Source organism: Pseudomonas brassicacearum subsp. brassicacearum (assembly GCF_008801605.1).
Taxonomy (GTDB): Bacteria; Pseudomonadota; Gammaproteobacteria; order Pseudomonadales; family Pseudomonadaceae; genus Aquipseudomonas; species Aquipseudomonas brassicacearum.
This window is the reverse complement of record NZ_VZPJ01000017.1, coordinates 83,542-96,852: the sequence shown is the minus strand read 5'-3', so window position 1 is coordinate 96,852 and position 13,311 is coordinate 83,542. Positions and strand designations below refer to the sequence as shown.

Annotated in this window: 15 protein-coding genes, 1 tRNA gene and 1 pseudogene; 9 read left to right on the top strand and 8 right to left on the bottom strand. The window is 57.7% G+C overall.

Going from position 1 to position 13,311, the window contains the following annotated elements; translation table 11 throughout:
• Position 1: 1 nt before the first annotated feature.
• Positions 2-562 carry a glycine cleavage system protein R gene (locus F7R20_RS27650; RefSeq protein WP_003184325.1) on the bottom strand — a complete coding sequence of 187 codons (561 nt, stop codon included), beginning with the start codon at positions 560-562 and terminating at the stop codon, positions 2-4.
• 315 nt (positions 563-877) lie between these two features.
• Between F7R20_RS27650 and dapA the strand changes: the two genes are divergently transcribed.
• From dapA to F7R20_RS27625, 5 genes are all read left to right on the top strand, one after another.
• A complete protein-coding gene (dapA, locus tag F7R20_RS27645; protein WP_003198806.1) occupies positions 878-1,756 on the top strand; it encodes a 4-hydroxy-tetrahydrodipicolinate synthase in 879 nt (292 codons plus the stop codon).
• Positions 1,757-1,773: 17 nt separating this feature from the next.
• Entirely contained in the window at positions 1,774-2,889 is a 1,116-nt protein-coding gene (gene bamC, locus F7R20_RS27640; RefSeq protein WP_003198809.1) for an outer membrane protein assembly factor BamC, read from the top strand.
• 4 nt (positions 2,890-2,893) lie between these two features.
• On the top strand, positions 2,894-3,652 hold the full coding sequence (locus F7R20_RS27635; protein ID WP_003198811.1) for an MBL fold metallo-hydrolase: 759 nt from the start codon (positions 2,894-2,896) through the stop codon (positions 3,650-3,652).
• 27 nt (positions 3,653-3,679) lie between these two features.
• On the top strand, positions 3,680-4,393 hold the full coding sequence (gene purC, locus F7R20_RS27630) for a phosphoribosylaminoimidazolesuccinocarboxamide synthase (protein ID WP_003198813.1): 714 nt from the start codon (positions 3,680-3,682) through the stop codon (positions 4,391-4,393).
• Between the two features lie 83 nt (positions 4,394-4,476).
• Positions 4,477-4,566, top strand: a tRNA-Ser gene (locus F7R20_RS27625).
• Positions 4,567-4,773: 207 nt separating this feature from the next.
• Here the strand turns inward: F7R20_RS27625 and F7R20_RS27620 are convergent.
• Positions 4,774-4,971, bottom strand: a complete 198-nt coding sequence (locus tag F7R20_RS27620) for a hypothetical protein (RefSeq protein WP_050516665.1) — start codon at positions 4,969-4,971, stop codon at positions 4,774-4,776.
• A gap of 1,009 nt (positions 4,972-5,980) precedes the next feature.
• Between F7R20_RS27620 and F7R20_RS27605 the strand changes: the two genes are divergently transcribed.
• A complete protein-coding gene (locus F7R20_RS27605; protein WP_028236980.1) occupies positions 5,981-6,313 on the top strand; it encodes a hypothetical protein in 333 nt (110 codons plus the stop codon).
• 264 nt (positions 6,314-6,577) lie between these two features.
• On the opposite strand, the gene F7R20_RS27600 is transcribed toward F7R20_RS27605, so the two are convergent.
• From F7R20_RS27600 to F7R20_RS27590, 3 genes are all read right to left on the bottom strand, one after another.
• Positions 6,578-6,817, bottom strand: a complete 240-nt coding sequence (locus F7R20_RS27600; protein ID WP_003198817.1) for a hypothetical protein — start codon at positions 6,815-6,817, stop codon at positions 6,578-6,580.
• A 156-nt stretch (positions 6,818-6,973) separates the two neighbouring features.
• The gene (locus tag F7R20_RS27595; RefSeq protein ID WP_003198819.1) at positions 6,974-7,744 is read right to left on the bottom strand and encodes a hypothetical protein; all 771 of its coding nucleotides are present in this window, start codon (positions 7,742-7,744) and stop codon (positions 6,974-6,976) included.
• Positions 7,745-8,608: 864 nt separating this feature from the next.
• On the bottom strand, positions 8,609-8,875 hold the full coding sequence (locus F7R20_RS27590; protein ID WP_033028174.1) for a hypothetical protein: 267 nt from the start codon (positions 8,873-8,875) through the stop codon (positions 8,609-8,611).
• A 338-nt stretch (positions 8,876-9,213) separates the two neighbouring features.
• Between F7R20_RS27590 and F7R20_RS32425 the strand changes: the two are divergent.
• From F7R20_RS32425 to F7R20_RS27580, 3 genes and pseudogenes are all read left to right on the top strand, one after another.
• Positions 9,214-9,990: pseudogene (locus F7R20_RS32425) on the top strand (MCP four helix bundle domain-containing protein); the annotation flags it as partial.
• A gap of 69 nt (positions 9,991-10,059) precedes the next feature.
• On the top strand, positions 10,060-10,848 hold the full coding sequence (locus tag F7R20_RS32420) for a methyl-accepting chemotaxis protein (protein ID WP_373557672.1): 789 nt from the start codon (positions 10,060-10,062) through the stop codon (positions 10,846-10,848).
• 13 nt (positions 10,849-10,861) lie between these two features.
• On the top strand, positions 10,862-11,608 hold the full coding sequence (locus F7R20_RS27580; protein WP_003198824.1) for a phytanoyl-CoA dioxygenase family protein: 747 nt from the start codon (positions 10,862-10,864) through the stop codon (positions 11,606-11,608).
• Between the two features lie 11 nt (positions 11,609-11,619).
• Here the strand turns inward: F7R20_RS27580 and F7R20_RS27575 are convergent, their stop codons facing one another.
• The 3 genes from F7R20_RS27575 to F7R20_RS27565 form a co-directional block, all read right to left on the bottom strand.
• On the bottom strand, positions 11,620-11,988 hold the full coding sequence (locus F7R20_RS27575) for a cupin domain-containing protein (protein WP_003198826.1): 369 nt from the start codon (positions 11,986-11,988) through the stop codon (positions 11,620-11,622).
• Between the two features lie 102 nt (positions 11,989-12,090).
• The gene (locus F7R20_RS27570; RefSeq protein ID WP_003198828.1) at positions 12,091-12,897 is read right to left on the bottom strand and encodes an AraC family transcriptional regulator; all 807 of its coding nucleotides are present in this window, start codon (positions 12,895-12,897) and stop codon (positions 12,091-12,093) included.
• Positions 12,898-13,073: 176 nt separating this feature from the next.
• Positions 13,074-13,265, bottom strand: coding sequence for a YegP family protein (locus tag F7R20_RS27565; protein WP_003198830.1), 192 nt, complete (start codon positions 13,263-13,265; stop codon positions 13,074-13,076).
• Positions 13,266-13,311 lie beyond the last annotated feature (46 nt).

Sequence of the window (13,311 nt, the reverse complement as noted above, 5' to 3'; positions counted from 1 at the left end):
CTTACATTGGGTTTTGTGGGCGCCACGGTTCGATCAGGGCATCCAGGTTCATCGCATCGGCGAAATCCAGGAACTGATCGCGCAGCCAACTGATCTGGGTGCCGGCGGGCAGGGTCACGGTGAACGTGGCATTGAGCATGGTGCCGCCGGTCTGCGGGGCCTGGTAGGTGTCGCAGGTCAGGTTTTCCAGCTCGACGTGGTGGTCCATGAAGAACTGGCACAGCTCGTTGATGATGTCCGGACGGTAGGCCGAGCTCACATAGGCCACGTAGGGCAGGGCCTGGGGACGGTTCTCCAGCGCGGCGCTACGCACCACGTTGACGGTGAAGGCATGCTTCTTGGCCAGCACCGGCAGGCTGCCTTCCAGGCGAGCCAGGGCGTCCCAGCTGCCGGAGATCTCGAGCACGAGCGCACTGCATTCGCCATGACGGGTCAGGCGTGAGGTCACGACGGCGCAGCGATTTTCATGGCTGGCGCGGCACAGGACGTTAGTCAGCTCCATGGGGTTGGCGCCAAGGGCACTGATAACAAGGAATTGTTCGCGGACTGTGGGGGTGGACATGCAGCATTCCTAAAGCGATGAGCGGTCGGTACTTTTGCCGCTCGACACAGCGCCAGGCCCGGAAAAACGAACGGCTCAAGCCTTGTGCCCAGGGTTGCGCTGCATTCCGCGACAGCAGGAACGCACCAGGACAAACCCGGGATCGGGGCTTGCGGCGACGAAAACGGAGGCTGGAAACCGGCGTATGAGCTTGTCGGTACCGATCAAAGCCTGAAGGGTAGCGAAAACCATCGCCAAGGGGAATGGTAGTTCGCTTGTACAAGCATCTTGGCGCCAGTACCATTACCGCTCTCTTTTTCCGGCAGGAGCGGTTTCATGATTGCGGGCAGTATGGTGGCACTGGTCACACCCATGGATGCACAAGGGCATCTTGACTGGGCCAGCCTCAGCAAACTCGTGGACTTCCACCTTGAGAACGGCACCCATGCCATTGTCGCCGTCGGTACCACCGGCGAGTCGGCAACCCTCGACGTCAATGAGCACATCGAAGTCATCCGTGCCGTGGTCAAGCAGGTCAACGGTCGCATTCCCGTCATCGCCGGCACTGGCGCCAACTCGACCCGCGAGGCCGTCGAGCTGACCCGCAACGCCAAGGAAGCCGGTGCCGACGCCTGCCTGCTGGTCGTCCCGTACTACAACAGGCCGACCCAGGAAGGCTTGTACCAGCACTTCAAGCACATTGCCGAAGCCGTCGACATCCCGCAGATCCTCTATAACGTTCCCGGTCGTACCTCCTGCGACATGCTGGCCGAGACCGTGATCCGCCTGTCCACGGTGCCGAACATCATCGGTATCAAGGAAGCCACCGGCGACATGAAGCGCGCCAAGGCCATTCTCGATGGCGTGAGCAAGGACTTCATCGTGCTGTCTGGCGATGATCCGACAGCGGTCGAGCTGATCCTGATGGGCGGCAAGGGCAACATCTCCGTCACCGCCAACGTTGCCCCACGTGAAATGGCCGACCTGTGCGAGGCCGCGCTCAAGGGCGACGCCGAGACTGCACGGGCAATCAACGAAAAACTGATGCCGTTGCACAAGGACCTGTTCATCGAGGCCAACCCGATTCCGGTGAAGTGGGCCTTGGTTGAAATGGGCCTGATGCACGAAGGCATCCGCCTGCCACTGACCTGGCTGAGCACCCCCTGTCAAGAACCGCTGCGGCAGGCCATGCGCCAGTCCGGCGTCCTGGTTTAATTGAGGAAGTACAACGCATGAAGCGAATGGCCGGACTTTCCGCACTTGCCTTGATTATCTCCAGCACCAGCGGCTGCGGATGGATCTGGGGACCGGAAGGTTACTTCCGCGACCGTGGTAGCGATTACCTGCAGGCGCAACAGACTGCACCGATGCAAATGCCGCAAGACGTCAACGTTGCCAAGCGTCTGGATCCGCTGCTGCCGATCCCGCGCAACGTAGCCGACGACAGCGTCAAGGGCGAATACATCGTCCCACGTCCACAGCCGCTGTCGGCCGTGGCCGATGCCAGCGACTACACCCTGCAGAAGAGTGGCGACTCCAGCTGGGTCATGGGCCAGCATCCACCGGCCGAAGTCTGGCCTGTGGCGATCCAGTTCTTCCAGGACAACGGTTTCCGCCTGGACGAACAGCGCCCGCAAACTGGCGAGTTCACCACCACCTGGCAGCGTTCGGATGAACTGTCCGCCAGCATGGCCAAGCGCATGAGCGCCGCCGGCGTTGCTGCCGACAGCGAAACCCGCGTGCGGGTGCGTATCGAGCCGGGCGTGCAGCGCAACACCAGTGAAGTCTATGTGGTCAGCGCCGAGCGACCTGCTGGCAGCACCGCCGACGTGGCCTTCACCAACCGTTCGGTCAATACCGGCCTCGACGCTGCACTGGTGGACGACATGCTTGCCAGCATGAGTCGTACCGCGGAGCAGGGCGGTTCGGTCTCGATGCTGGCGTCCAAGGAGTTCGATGCGCCGAGCCGCGTCAGCCTGAGCGAAGACGGCAGCGGCAACCCGGTGCTCAACGTCGGCTCCGACCTGGACCGTGCCTGGTCGAGCGTTGGCCGTGCGCTGGAGCAGGGCGAGTGGCGCGTTGAAGACATCAACCGCAGCCTGGGCCTGTACTACATCAACCTCGCTGAAAAGGCCGAGAAGAAAGACGAGAAGCCTGGCTTCTTCAGTGGCCTGTTCGGCAGCAAGCCGGACAAGGAAGAAATCGAAGCCCGCGCCGAGCGTTACCAGGTTCGCCTGAGCAAGGTCGGCGACAGCGTCCAGGTCACCGTCGAGAAGAACATCAACACCGTGGCGCCGGCCGATGTGGCCCGCAAGGTGTTGAGTGTGATTCAGGACAACCTGGGCTGATCCGATGCGTTTTGCCGTTCTCGGCAGCGGTAGCCAGGGGAACGGCACGCTGGTAGCCAGCGCCGGCACGTATGTGTTGGTCGATTGTGGTTTCTCCCTGCGGGAAACCGAGAAGCGCCTGTTGCGCCTGGGTGTGCACCCGGCGCAATTGAGCGCGATACTCGTGACCCACGAACATGCCGACCACGTGCATGGCGTGGGTTTGCTGTCTCGGCGCTACAATCTGCCGGTGTACCTGAGCCGTGGGACACTGGAAGGCCTGCGCAAGCCCATCGAGCCGGCCGGGTTCGTGGCCGGTGGCGAGCAACTGCGCATCGGTTGCCTGGATATCAGCGTGGTCAGCGTGGCGCACGATGCCCGGGAACCGACGCAATATGTGTTCAGTGACGGCGAGCGGCGCTTTGGGCTGCTGACCGACCTGGGGTCGTATTGCGACAGGGTGATGGACAGTTACCGGGACCTCGATGCGTTGATGATCGAGTCCAACCACTGCCGCGACATGTTGGCGCGTGGTTACTACCCGTACTTCCTCAAGCAGCGGGTAGGCGGGGAACACGGACATTTGAACAACCACCAGGCAGCGTTCCTGGTGGCCGAGTTGGGCTGGCAAGGCCTGCAACACCTGGTCCTGGCCCATCTGAGCAGCAAGAACAACCTGCCGCAGCTGGCCCGGCAATGTTTTGTCGACACCCTCGGGTGCGACCCGGACTGGCTGCAACTGGCCGATCAAGATTCAGGGCTCGACTGGCGACATATCGCCTAGCCCACTACTTAGCAAGCGGAGCCCATCATGGAAAAACGTGAAGAACTCTACCGCGGCAAAGCCAAGTCGGTTTACAAGACCGACGACGCTGACCGCTTGATCCTGCTGTTTCGCAACGACACCTCGGCGTTCGACGGCAAGCGCATCGAACAGTTGGACCGCAAAGGCATGGTGAACAACAAGTTCAACGCCTTCATCATGCAGAAACTCGAAGCCGCCGGCGTGCCGACCCAGTTCGACAAGCTGCTGGGCGACAACGAATGCCTGGTCAAGAAGCTGGACATGATCCCGGTCGAATGCGTCGTGCGTAACTACGCCGCCGGCAGCCTGGTCAAGCGCCTGGGCGTGGAAGAGGGCTTGAAGCTCAACCCTTACACCTTCGAACTGTTCCTGAAGGACGACGCCAAGGGCGACCCGTTCATCAACGAATCCCACGTCGTGGCATTCGGTTGGGGCACCACCGAGCAACTGGCCCGCATGAAGGAATTGTCCCTCAAGGTCAACGAAGTGCTGACCAAGCTGTTCGACGACGCCGGCCTGCTGCTGGTGGACTTCAAGCTTGAATTCGGTGTGTTCAGTGACGGCTCCATCGTCCTGGGCGACGAATTCAGCCCGGACGGCTGCCGCCTCTGGGACAAGGACACCAAGAAGAAGATGGACAAGGACCGCTTCCGCCAGGGCCTCGGTGACGTCATCGAAGCCTACGAAGAAGTCGCCCAGCGTCTGGGTGTGCCGCTGTAATCGACGCAAGCATCTGATAGCACGGAAAAAATTTCGCTCGGGGGTTCGCTTCCGGCGAATGTGCTGGTATGATGCGCGCCACTGGAGAGATGCCGGAGTGGCCGAACGGGACGGATTCGAAATCCGTTGTACTGGCGACAGTACCTAGGGTTCAAATCCCTATCTCTCCGCCATTATTGTGTATGACTAAGCCCCTGAAATGGTTGAACATTTCAGGGGCTTTTTCGTTTTCGTCATCTGTCAGTCTGGCGTAAATCCTGTGGGAGCAAAGCTTGCTCGCGATTGAGGTAAGCCAGCTAACAACGATATTGGCGACTCTACCGCTATCGCGAGCAAGCTTTGCTCCCACAGACTTTATCCCTAGCTGACAAGTATTATCCCTAGGCAGGTTCCGCATCCAAGCGTCGCGCTATGACATCGAGCACGTCGCAGCCATCTCTCAAGGGAATGCAGCACAGCTGTGCAAAGTCCTGGAGGACCACTGAGTCACTCGGAATGTCCCCCCGCATGGCGAGGTTCTCTAAAAGCTGAGTGACCGCGCGAATTCTATAGCCTGCCGTGTCAAGCAAGATGTGCAAAGGCGCAGAGGTATCGACGAAGAGGGGGTGATCGTCGGCATAGAGGAAAACGGGGACAGACCACGATTTTGAGGCGGGACGATTACAACTGAACTCAGAATCGTGGTCTGTCCCCCCGTATCTCTGTTCCATTCTTGAAAGCAGGGCATCGTAATCGTCCTCCCGGATGACGGACTTCTGTTTGTCTTTTTCCTTGTCCTTTGTAACTGGGTAGCGGAAGAACGTACTTGATGAGTCCGTTGCCTCGATTTCACTGATCCATTGCCCTAGCTCGGTGGGTAAGCTCCAATCTGTGTTTGTGTGGCTAGCCAGGTACTCGGCGTGGTCTTCAAAAAGCGAGCAGAAGTGTTGATAGAGCGGTTGCAGGCCGTGGACGTTATGCATGGGCTTCCACTTCTCCCCGATAGGGATTTGAGGTTCGCCGCTTGCTGGTATGGCGCCGTACGGGATGTTGAGTTTCCTGTGAAAAATGATGATCGCTGACTTCAGGAAAAGCTCTATAGCGTGCCGGTAGAGAAAGCTCACAGGCAGATGAGCATTCAAGGTTGGGGTGCTCTCTCTGGAGTCTTCAAGAGCGTCAGCAGCGTCCCTAAACGAGTCTGCGACTGCACCAAAACCTGAGTCAAAATGCCTATCTAGCGGTAGCATCATGTAAAGCATTACTGGCCTCCTATGGAGATGGCGTATCAGCGAAAGGTCTATCACACAGTTCTTCGCTGCCCTGAAGGCTCCACTGCACATGATGAGGCGGTCTTGGGGAGCTGTACGGGATGACGGAGCTGTGTTCCTGAGAGTGTGGCAGGATCGGTGCGAGACGCACGATGTGTATTCGAAGGGGGCGAGCCCTGCCCAGAAGCTGGCGGCAATCTCCAGATTACCCGCGCTTGCCTCTAGTTCGTCAGTAGTGGCACAGTGATGCACCACTATCAAGCGGCAGTAATGCAGAGGAGTAATGGTGTTGTTTGCTGGTGTGCTACGTTAATTAAAAGATGTTCTAGGGAGAGACAATATGACTGGTTTTAAGCACTTAGCTACATTGGCATGTTTCGCTGTTGTAGCCAGCTCAACTATGGCGGCTGACTGGCAGGAGTCTTGGGACTCAGTAAAGAAACTTTCCATTGAGCAATGCCAATCCACGTTCCAAGACTATCAGCTTCAAGCAGTTTGCATGCAGAATGAGAAAAATGGCTATAAGGCATTACAAAAAGACTACGGCATGCCTCACGACTTGGCTTCAAAAGCAAAGGATAGATGTGAGCGTACATTCAGTGGACAGTTTCAATTGCAGGATGTCTGTATGAAGAACGAGAAGCAGGGATATGACAAAATGAACTCGTACTGAGGCAAGATACAAAATGCGAAATGTAATGAAGCTGTTTGTTGTTACTACATTTTTTATTGTCTCGGCTGGTGTGAGTGCGAATGTCGTCTGCGAGATAGGACGAGATAAAGCGAAAAGTGATTTGGGGAAACGGGGACAGACCACGATTATGAAGCGAGGCGATTACAAGTGAACTCAAAATCGTGGCCTGTCCTCCCGTTTCACTCCGGGCGTCCAATACACCTCAGGGTCTTGCCTAGCGTGTTCGTGGCTTTCAGCTCCGTATCATTCGCTCTGTGAGTGCTTCTCGCGGATCAGAACCTCAAGCGCGTTTTTTTGGTCGTTCAGGGCTTGGAGCGCCTGAATAGATTCGGACAGAGCGACTGGGTGCGTCATGGAAAGGATGATTGCCGTTGCTAATCCCATCTCCACACAAGCGAGTAAACCCCATTCATATCCGTGATTTCCAACTGCATACAGCCCCACATTTTCGAACTGGGTCAGTCCCGCTTCATCATCGTACATTCTTGTGTGGAGAGCGGAGAAACGGGGACAGACCACGATTATGAAGCGAGGCGATTACAAGTGAACTCAAAATCGTGGCCTGTCCTCCCGTTTCATTCCGGGCGTTCAATACACCTCAGGGTGTCGCCTAGCGTGTTCGTGGCTGTCAGCTCTGTATCATTCGCTCTGTGAGTGCTTCTCGCGGATCAGAACCTCAAGCGAGTTCTTTTGGTCGTTCAGGGCTTGAAGCGCCTGAATAGATTCGGACAGAGCGACTGGGTGCGTCATAGAAAGGATGATTGCCGTTGCTAATCCCATCTCCACACATGCGAGTAAACCCCATTCATATCCGTGATTTCCAACTGCATACAACCCCACATTTTCGAACTGGGTCAGTCCCGCTTCATCATCGTACATTCTTGTGTGGAGAGTGACAGTCTTGGCGTTGGGATGAGCACCAAAGTCGATAGAACTTTCGTATAGCTTGTACATCCAATCGCCCAATCCCGGTCCTCGTTTATTGGCTATTTTCTGAGCTGCTTTGATTGGAGCCTGAAAGGCTTTTTTGCAGGTTTTCAGGTCATCTGGTGAGTCGTTGCGGCTCATCCAGATCTTGGTAAGGGTCTGAGATTCGTCTTCGGTCATCAGAAGGGCATAGCAGGCAGTTTCCAATGCCGTTCTGAGGATAGGGTAAACACCAGCCGCGTGGCCAGTCAGACCTACTCGGAAGGCGGTCATCAGGAGGAAGCGGGAATTGATCAGTATGGAGTGAACGACCAACTCATCGGGCGCGACGGCAGGTCCACTGACATGCTGTGTGAGGTACGAATCAAGGTCATCCATCATGGTCAGGAAGGGTGAGCCGGCACTGAGAATCTCGTCCAGATTCTCAGTGCCGGCATTCAGGTAAGCGCGGAACGAGTTATCTCCATTACTACAGAACATCATTGAACCTCGCTTCGTTTATTTTTCAGTTCAGCCTTGTATTTCAGTGCCTCGGCTTCGATATGCACAATCGTCCATCCAGCCTTGAGCCATAGCGGCTCAATGAGCCGTGAGGTGCTTATTGGTTTCAGAAAAAAGGACAATCTCATCGTTCGGGGCAGTGACAATCTCGTCAAAACCTCCGGCGTACAGCGCGTCCATGTTCACCCGAAAGAACGTGTGGGGAAAACGGGACAGACCATGATTATGAGGCGGGGCGATTACAAGTGAATTCAAAATCGTGGTCTGTCCTCCGTTTCCTCTCGATTTTTGCCGTGGCGCTGGGAACGGGGTTGTTCTTGAAGCTGCGGCGGTTCGAGCAGGTTGGCTGAGGGGGGTAGGAATTCATCGCTAGTTGATAGGAAGCTTGCCAGTGATTAAAAACTTATCGAACACCTTCTGACCATCACGCGCAGCTTGCCGAACATCTAGAAATGTCAGCTCATTGGGAACGACTTTTTTGGGTGTCTTGTTGACTTTTTTTATTGTGGCCATCTCAGCCTCTGAGATGTGATTAATCGAGTCTGGGCAAACAGGAAGGGGAGGATTTCAGCGCCAGGGATTCATGCTCGTCTCCAACGAAATGGGCCTCGTGAGAGATAATGCCAGTCAGTTAAGAGTGATCGAGTCTTTTGGTGAGGGGAGTTAGCGAAAAGTCGCACCGCCCCGTTGGGCTGCGAAGCGGCCCCAACACCAACTCAATCAACCAGGCACACAGGGTGTCTGGCTTTTAGGACTGCTTCACGCAGCCCAGCGGGGATAAATCCCCTCGCCACAGGGGCTGCGTCGATTAACTGATCGGCATCACTTCGTTGAGGCCCTTCAATGCTAGTCCGGCTCTGCATCCAAGCGCCGGGCGATGACGTCGAGCACGTCGCAACCATCCCTCAAGGGAATGCAGCACAGCTGTGCAAAGTCCTGAAGGACCACTGAGTTGCTCGGAATGTCCCCTCGCATGGCGAGGTTCTCTAAAAGCTGGGTAACCGCGCGAATTCTATAGCCCGCCGTGTCGAGCAGGATGTGCAAAGGCGCGCAGGTATCGACGAAGAGGGGTTGATCGTCGGCATTACTGGTAAGAGCCATGTATCTATTCATTTCAAACTCCGCTGGATTGAGGGCCTTCTTACCATTTGTCATGGGTCGCCAAACCCAAGCCGTTCTTACGAGCGACATTTGGACTATAGGGCCTCGCTGGAGAAATCATCAATCAGATGATGAGTCAGAAAACTCCCTAAATTATGTGGGCGGGAAATGTCAGAAAATTCCCCGCTGCAATTGCGTTCCCCTCTTTTTTATCCCGCCCACCCCCCCATAACCCGCATAACCACAGCCTTCCCAACTCTCAAAGCTTTGTAACAATTGGACTAATGGTCTATAGCTCAAGGCATGGCTGCCGATAGGCAAGTTAATCCCCATGAAAGGAGTGTCACCCCATGCCGCGGTTTTTTGCCGATCTGGGCTTTCGCTGGAAAATCACCCTGCCCATTGGGTTCCTGGCGTTGCTGTTGGTGCTGATGGGGTGGTCGGGCATGCGTGGCATCGGTCAGGTGACGGAGTCCAGCACGCAGTTGACCAAGCGCTACCTGCCGGCCATCAGCCTGTTGCTCAACGCGGATCGTGACCTCTACCAGGCCTTTGTCGCTGAGCGCAGCCTGCTTGGGGGCAATGCGGGCAGTCATGCCGAGGCGCTGCGTGCCAGTCATCGGGACAATCTGAAGCAAGCTTATGATCGTGTGCAGAAATATGCCGCGATGCAGCCAAGTGCCGAGGCGTTGGCGCTGGTCAGTCAGTTCAATGACCGTTTCGCACAGTGGTCGCAGGTTTCGCGGCAGGTGGTCGAGCAGGCCGCGAGCAATCCCCAGGCGGCCAGTGCGCTGAGTTTTGGTGACGGTGAAAGTAAGTTTGACACCATGCGCGATGCCATCGACAAGCTCGGTGAACTGGAAGACGAAGCGTCTCTGCGCGAGGGGCAAGCGGCGATTGACCATGGCCAGGCGGTTGGGGTGCAGCAGGGCGGTATCTTGTTGGTGGGGCTGCTGGGTTGCATCCTGCTGATTGTGGCCTTGCCAATGGTCGTGCTGCGTCCAATGCGTCGACTGCTGCACCGTGTCGAACAGATCGCCGAGGGCGGTGGGGATCTGAAGGGCCGTCTCGAGGTGCGTTCGGCTGACGAGCTGGGCCAGCTTGGCAGTGCGTTCAACCGTTTTCTCGATAAGCTGCAGCCGTTGATTGCCGAAGTGGGCCGCGTGACCGGGGAGGTGGATGCCGCCGCGCGGGCCATGGCCAATATGGCCGCGACCAATGACAAGTTGATCAGCAGCGAACACGCGGCGCTTGACCAGGTCAGTACGGCGGCGACCCAGATGAGTGCCGCAGTGCATGAGGTGGCACACAATGCCGTGAACGCGTCGGACGCCGCCCAGCAAGCCAGCAGTCAGTCTCGCGACGGCACCGCGGTTGTCAACAGCACCATCGAATCGATCCGTCAGTTGGCCCAGGAAGTGGAGAGCGCTTCGGGCACCATCGAGGCATTGGCCCTGGAAACCTCCAGCATCGGTGCCGTGCTTGAGGTCATCCGGGGCATTGCCGAACAGACCAACCTGCTCGCACTGAACGCTGCCATCGAGGCGGCCCGGGCGGGCGAGCAAGGCCGCGGTTTTGCTGTCGTGGCCGATGAAGTCAGGGCCCTGGCGGCGCGCACCCAGGATTCGACCAAGGACATTCAGGTGCGTATCGAACGGCTGCAAAGCGGTGTCGCCAAGGCCGTGCAAGCCATGCAGGTCGGCAGCAGCAAGGCCCGTGACAGTGTCGAACGTGCGGCGGGGGTCGATCAGGTGCTCAGTGGCACCAGCGGCTCGATTCTGCGGATCAACGACATGGCTGCGCAGATCGCCAACGCCTGCGAGGAGCAAAGCAGCGTCACCGAAGAGATCGCCCGCAACATCTCCGACATCCGCGACTTGTCCAACGAAGCGGCAGCGAACTCTGCCCAGAGCATGCAGGCCAGCCAACAGCTGTCCAGCCTGTCGAGAAACCTGGCAGAACTGACCGGCCGCTTCCGCACCTGAAACAGGGGGTGTCGTGTCTACTGACGAGCAGCTGCAAGCCCTGCATCAGGACGGTTTCGTCCTGATGCCCGGTGTGTTGGATGCCCGGCAGATCGCCGACCTGCGCCATGCCATCGACCAGTTGAAGCCCCAGCATTGGGACTACAGCGGCGTCATTGATCATTACAAATGCGTGTTCAATCGCAATCCGTTCTGGCTGCCGTTCCTGGATGTGGCCGGGGTGATCGAGCTGGCCGAGGCGGCCCTGGGTGATGATTGCCATGTCATTGGCCAGACAGCCTGGCGCTGCCATCCCGGTTTTACCGGGGCGCCGTTGCACCTGGATTATCTGGCGATGCAATTGCCGCCAGGGCTGTTGGCCGACCCTGTCTTTGAACTGCCGATGCAGGTTTTTACCGCGCAGTTTTACCTGGATGACATCGACGCCGACTTGAGTCCGACCCAGGTCATTGCGGGCAGTCACAAGGCCGGCCGGGCGCCGGTGAAGGGCGAAACGCAGTGGCAAGGGCGCTCTGCGCAGCCGGTGCTGTGCCGGGCGGGCGATGTGTTGATACTGCGCAGTGAGTTATGGCACGCCGGTAGCGACAACCGCACCGCCGACCGCACGCGCTACATGCTCCAGGTGCACTACGGCCGGCGGATGGTCGCGCAGAAGTTCTCACCTTATCTGCACTGGCAGTTCAACCCTGTGGTCTTGGCCGCCGCGACACCTCGTCAGCGGCGGTTATTGGGCGATCACCAGGAAGCTGAATACGATTGAGCCTGGCTCAGTCAGATCCACACATCATTGACCGCCGTTCGCTCGTTGGTTTCCTCGCCGGTATTGAGGACACCACGGGGTTCGATCAGCAGCAGTTTCACTTCGTGTGCGGCGCTGGGCTTGTGCTCGACACCTTTTTTGACCACGTACATTTCGCCCGGCCCTATGGTTACCGCACCGTCGCGAAAGTCGATACGCAACTCGCCCTCCAGCACGATGAAGGTTTCATCGGTGTCGGCGTGGGTGTGCCAGATGAATTCGCCTTCGAGCCGGACGATCTTGAATTGGTAGTCATTCATTTCGGCCACGACTTTCGGTGCCCATTGTTCGTGGAACAGTGCGTATTTCTGAGCGAAGTTGATGGGGGCGTAGCGGGTCATCGAGGCATGCTCCTCAGGTGGGTGGTGAGCTGTACCTTACTGTCGGAGCCTGGGTGCGTATTGGATGATCGTGCAGCTTTTTGCCGTGCGCAGCCTCAGCCTTCAGCGCAGCATTTTCAGCCAGCGTGCCGGTGAAATACCGAAGGCCTGGGTGTGCAGTCGGGTCATGTGGCTCTGATCGAAAAAACCACAGGCCAGGGCTGCTTCGCTCAACGGCATGCCATGCAATACCAGGCGCCGGGCTTCGTTCAAGCGGCGCTGGGTGATGTAGCGATAGGGGCTGGTGCCGTACAGTGCCCGGAAATCCCGGGACAGGCTCCATCGATCCCGGCCGCTGGCCTGCACCAGGTCGTCCAGTGTGATCGCCTGGTGGAGGGCATCGTGGATGAACAGGCGGGCACGCTCCGCTGCCGGGTAGTCGATCAGCCGCCGCCCACGTCGGCTGCCGGCCGCGATGTCGAGCGCCTGGGCCACATCGTAGATGGCGTCCTCTTCCTCCAGCGGATCGAGGGGATGATCCAGGCCGTTCAATAGTCGACGGGTCGCGATGTTGAGGCGAGGGTCGTTGGACAATCCTCCTTCGATGAAGGGCAATGGCTTGCCCCCCAGCACTTGCTGGATCACCGACGGTTCTATGTAGAGCATCCGGTAGCGAAAACCCTCGCTCGTCCCGGCTTCGCCATCGTGCACCTCGTCTGGGTGCAGGACGACGGTGCCGCCGGGCTGGCTGTGGCGTTTGCTGTGGCGATAGTTGAAGCTCTGCACGCCGGAAAGTGTGATTCCGATGGCGTAGGTGTCGTGGCGATGGGTGGTGTAGCCATGCCCGCTGAAATAGGCCTCGATGCGTTCCATTTTCCTCGAATCGGGCGCTCGTACCAGCCAGTCGCGATTATGGATTGATCGAGTCATTGCACCAGCCTCCTGCTTTTGTCCGCATACCCTACCGCAAAAAAAGCTGAACCGGTGTAGGAGCTGTCGAGTGCAACGAGGCTGCGATCTTTCCCCAGACACTTGAATCTCAAGCGAAAGATCAAGACCAAAAGATCGCAGGCTTCGCCAGCTCCTACAGAGCCCTCGTGGCGCTGTTAGATCTCCTTTACAGGCGTTTCACCCTGGACATTCTTGATCAGCCCGATGACATGAAGGCAGTCACTCTTGTTCACATAGGATTCGCCGCTGGCGATCGTTTCGTGGTTGCCGGCTCTCAAGCGCCAGCGCCACTGGCCTTTGCCGGTGCTCTGGGTGCCTCGGGTCTGTCGATAGATTTCAAAATACATCGGTTCGCTCCCTGCGATTCATTCAGTCAAGACATGCGTTGGGCAT

What these genes read in the sequence shown, in the direction of transcription:
- F7R20_RS27650 (WP_003184325.1), bottom strand. Translation starts at nt 562, where the DNA reads ATGTCCACCCCCACAGTCCGCGAACAATTCCTTGTTATCAGTGCCCTT.
- dapA (WP_003198806.1), top strand. Translation starts at nt 878, where the DNA reads ATGATTGCGGGCAGTATGGTGGCACTGGTCACACCCATGGATGCACAA.
- bamC (WP_003198809.1), top strand. Translation starts at nt 1,774, where the DNA reads ATGAAGCGAATGGCCGGACTTTCCGCACTTGCCTTGATTATCTCCAGC.
- F7R20_RS27635 (WP_003198811.1), top strand. Translation starts at nt 2,894, where the DNA reads ATGCGTTTTGCCGTTCTCGGCAGCGGTAGCCAGGGGAACGGCACGCTG.
- purC (WP_003198813.1), top strand. Translation starts at nt 3,680, where the DNA reads ATGGAAAAACGTGAAGAACTCTACCGCGGCAAAGCCAAGTCGGTTTAC.
- F7R20_RS27605 (WP_028236980.1), top strand. Translation starts at nt 5,981, where the DNA reads ATGACTGGTTTTAAGCACTTAGCTACATTGGCATGTTTCGCTGTTGTA.
- F7R20_RS27600 (WP_003198817.1), bottom strand. Translation starts at nt 6,817, where the DNA reads ATGTACGATGATGAAGCGGGACTGACCCAGTTCGAAAATGTGGGGCTG.
- F7R20_RS27595 (WP_003198819.1), bottom strand. Translation starts at nt 7,744, where the DNA reads ATGATGTTCTGTAGTAATGGAGATAACTCGTTCCGCGCTTACCTGAAT.
- F7R20_RS27590 (WP_033028174.1), bottom strand. Translation starts at nt 8,875, where the DNA reads ATGAATAGATACATGGCTCTTACCAGTAATGCCGACGATCAACCCCTC.
- F7R20_RS32420 (WP_373557672.1), top strand. Translation starts at nt 10,060, where the DNA reads ATGGCCAATATGGCCGCGACCAATGACAAGTTGATCAGCAGCGAACAC.
- F7R20_RS27575 (WP_003198826.1), bottom strand. Translation starts at nt 11,988, where the DNA reads ATGACCCGCTACGCCCCCATCAACTTCGCTCAGAAATACGCACTGTTC.
- F7R20_RS27570 (WP_003198828.1), bottom strand. Translation starts at nt 12,897, where the DNA reads ATGACTCGATCAATCCATAATCGCGACTGGCTGGTACGAGCGCCCGAT.
- F7R20_RS27565 (WP_003198830.1), bottom strand. Translation starts at nt 13,265, where the DNA reads ATGTATTTTGAAATCTATCGACAGACCCGAGGCACCCAGAGCACCGGC.